We start from the raw sequence: 3,161 nt of genomic DNA on the forward strand, positions 1-3,161 counted from the left end.
CGGCTGTTGGGCATCAGTAAGCGAGGCGATGCCTATTTGAGGACCTTGTTGATCCACGGAGCGCGGGCCGTCCTGAAAGTCGCCGGACAAAAAGATGATCCGCGCAGCCGCTGGCTGCAAACCCTCAACGAGCGACGCAACAAAAACATCGCCGCCGAGGCCTTAGCCAATAAAAACGCCCGAATTGCCTGGGCGTTATTGAGCAAGAACATCGACTACCAACCGGACCGAGACCGGCCGGCTGGGGAATCGGCTTGTGCCTGACAGAAAACTGTCACGCCCAAACCGATTGAGATAAAAGAGCAATCCACTCGATTGCGAAGCATCACCCTGATGGCAACCGGACGAACCGGCGCTGGTGAAACCTGATTATTCCGCTGTGCCCAAAAGCACGTTAGGGCGATAAGGCACCCGCGCGCGAATAGCCCATTATGGCCAGAGCCTATGAAGCTCAAGCAAAGGCCGGATATACGTGTGCAGTCGTACCTTTTACCAACAGAAGTGATCTGCTTGCAAAACGGGAGGAGTCCATATACGCAATAGGCGATAGCCGCATTGCGCCGTATGTCGACCTCCGTCATTCGGCGCAATGCCCGTTGGTTATTGCGCCTTACGGTCTTGTCGAGAACGGTGCGTGGCCTATTGATAACAACCTCTGCGAAAACGCCATACGCCCTTTCGTGGTGGGCCGCCGCAACTGGCTGTTTTGCGACACGGTAGCCGGCGCACGAGCCAGCGCCAATCTCTATTCGCTGATCGAAACCTGCAAGGCTAATCGTATCGATCCTTACACCTATCTGGTCGATCTGTTCCGAGAGCTCCCCACGGCGAAAACCGCTGAGGACTTCGAAGCACTGTTGCCTTGGAATCTCGCCGATCAAACGGCTTAATCACTTTCTAATTGCTAGGACATTATCCAATTCAATTCAAGTACGTCGTTCGAAGATCGCTTACCTTTGAGCGCCGGGTTAGGCATCCGTGGCGCACACTAGCCAACTGACAACAAGCCAATTTCGTTATCATGCACTTGGTGCAACCACTCCTTCAAAGTGCTCCACGCTTCCTGAACGGGAATGACCCAATCCGATGCGTCATAGCCCCGGTCATCTTCTTCGAAATAGGCTCGAATCTTAGCATCGCTGGGAGGTTCAGAACCCAGCGCCGACAAAGCCTCCTGCGCTTCGTGTTCCGTGAACGATAAATAGGTGCTGTCCATCGCCTTGGCAATACGAATGCCTAAAGACGATTTACTAATAGCGGTAACATCAGGGAGCAGCGCAAATAACTCGACAAAAGCAAACCCAGAGTATTCGTATTCATTCAACTCCGATACGTGGTTAGCTAGGAAGTCCCAGAACTTCGTTTTTGTATCCACCACCTTTTTAGGAAATATCCCCAGAAATTTTTTCTGGGCTGGAATCAACTCTGCCAAAGAGACAAGTTCTTCTGCTTGAGAAGCTTTCACGAGGTAAAACGAAGCGATGTAGCTCATATTTTCTGCCTAACGCCTAGCTAAGGGGCGCGCAGCGAAGCGGAGCGTCCCTTTGAGCGACGTGTTATGCCAGTTGTTGTTTGAGTTCATTGATTTTTGCACAAGCATTTTCAAACAAATTAAAAACATCAACTTCTTCACCTTTCTCGATTCTTTTTGAAATGGAAGTAAGTGGAAATGTAATTATTGATGTCCCTTCCGCTATAAGCGCTGGATCACGACCATACTCGTCTTCAACAGCGACCCATTTTAAGCCTAATTTTTGTGCTAGTGCGTCGCCGAATGTGATTCCCAAGCATTGAAATTTCGCGGTTTCGTTAGGCTCGATCCATTTGTTCTTGAGTATGGCGTTCAGAAGCACGAGTTTCCCATCAAGGGTTTGGTATTTTTCTTCGGATTCGGGTGGATAGTGCTCCCGAACCCATTTTCTTTGAGCCTCAACCCGAGCGATGTCCTCTGACGATAACTCTTCTACTTTTTGTTCCATTTCAGTTCCGACTATTGGGCATAACGTTGGAATTCAGCCGCCGCCGGAGGCGGTCGGCTGCAATGACCGGTTAGGCGACATTCTGCCGAACCCACGGTTCACTGATTGCGTTACTCAGTTGCCCAAGCTCGAACTCGAAGCCAAATGTCACTGAGTGCCAGCACGATTGGTTCTCCCCCTTAACAAGCTGGCCGATAGTTCCGTGGACCGCGAGGTGTCCCGTGGAGGAAGCGGCATACACACGCAACTCAAGCTCATTGGGCGACATAGACGCAAGGCGTGCTTCGCCGCGAAGTGAACGCTCGAGTTGGACGAGGGCAGAGGCAAATGCCTTGAGGTCCGGGGCATGTACCCACAGATCGTTCATGCCGGAGTACCCGTTCGATCGAACTCGCAAGACCACGACCGCCCCGTTTACGCTGTGAACAGAGACATCTTCAACGAGCGGGACCTCCATCTCGAGGAAGTTGTCACCTGATGAGAAGCGGAGCATGGCCGTGTCGCCTAACGTAGAGCTAACCGGCGCTGCGCGACTTTATCGCGCAGCGTCAAGCGACCTAAGGGAGCGAGGTTGAGCGACATGTTATGCGACAATTTCAGTTTCCCTCTTTTTCAAGACTTTGCTATATGCGGCCTTGTCGAAAGCAAATGGGCCGATTTCGCTATATAGCTCGACAGTACCTTCGTAATTGTTCTCGAATGCGAAATCTGACCATATATAACTTTCCGATTCTTCACATATTCTCGCGGTTACAGCGCCACACCCGAGATCACCACACTCGGGACAAATATAAATAGGTACCCGTCCGCTTTCAGGCTCAGGCAATTCTTTCGCCAATAGTTGCGCAATAGTGTGCTTTTCTATTTCCGGGCACCCCCAGCCCAAGCACCCAATTAAATCACTCGGCTCTAGTATTTCAATAAGAGACTTTCCATCCACGATGAAGTCAAAGTAATCCCGCCCCGTTTGCCCGGCTACAACTTTACGTCTATTCCGTTTCAGTTCAAGTGTTGATTGTTTCATCGAAGCTATTTTGACGCATAACGTGAAGCTATGAAATGGTTTAATGAACCCGGACACTTCAAAAGGCAGACTTTATACTGTCAGCAGAGGTGACCATGACAAACGAGCAAAAACACAAACGGCCCAAATACAGTCTGGAATTTAAGCAAGATGCCGCC

Annotated in this window: 4 protein-coding genes and 2 pseudogenes; 2 read left to right on the forward strand and 4 right to left on the reverse strand. The window is 50.6% G+C overall.

The window, feature by feature from the left end; genetic code table 11:
• Together AC0IM9_RS20315 and AC0IM9_RS20320 are read left to right on the forward strand one after the other, a co-directional pair.
• A pseudogene (locus AC0IM9_RS20315) lies at nucleotides 1-264 on the forward strand (IS110 family transposase); the annotation flags it as partial.
• Nucleotides 265-620: 356 nt separating this feature from the next.
• Nucleotides 621-890: pseudogene (locus tag AC0IM9_RS20320) on the forward strand (transposase domain-containing protein); the annotation flags it as partial.
• A gap of 98 nt (nucleotides 891-988) precedes the next feature.
• Here the strand turns inward: AC0IM9_RS20320 and AC0IM9_RS20325 are convergent.
• The 4 genes from AC0IM9_RS20325 to AC0IM9_RS20340 form a co-directional block, all read right to left on the reverse strand.
• On the reverse strand, nucleotides 989-1,492 hold the full coding sequence (locus AC0IM9_RS20325; RefSeq protein ID WP_445372309.1) for a hypothetical protein: 504 nt from the start codon (nucleotides 1,490-1,492) through the stop codon (nucleotides 989-991).
• A 64-nt stretch (nucleotides 1,493-1,556) separates the two neighbouring features.
• Complete coding sequence (locus tag AC0IM9_RS20330; protein ID WP_445372308.1) at nucleotides 1,557-1,979, reverse strand: DUF3806 domain-containing protein; 423 nt, start codon at nucleotides 1,977-1,979, stop codon at nucleotides 1,557-1,559.
• Between the two features lie 70 nt (nucleotides 1,980-2,049).
• Nucleotides 2,050-2,472 (reverse strand): WapI family immunity protein, encoded by a 423-nt coding sequence (locus tag AC0IM9_RS20335; protein ID WP_482805229.1) that lies wholly within the window; start codon nucleotides 2,470-2,472, stop codon nucleotides 2,050-2,052.
• Between the two features lie 90 nt (nucleotides 2,473-2,562).
• Complete coding sequence (locus AC0IM9_RS20340; protein ID WP_445372307.1) at nucleotides 2,563-3,003, reverse strand: hypothetical protein; 441 nt, start codon at nucleotides 3,001-3,003, stop codon at nucleotides 2,563-2,565.
• Nucleotides 3,004-3,161 lie beyond the last annotated feature (158 nt).

Source organism: Methylomonas sp. Uni0011 (genome assembly GCF_056850255.1).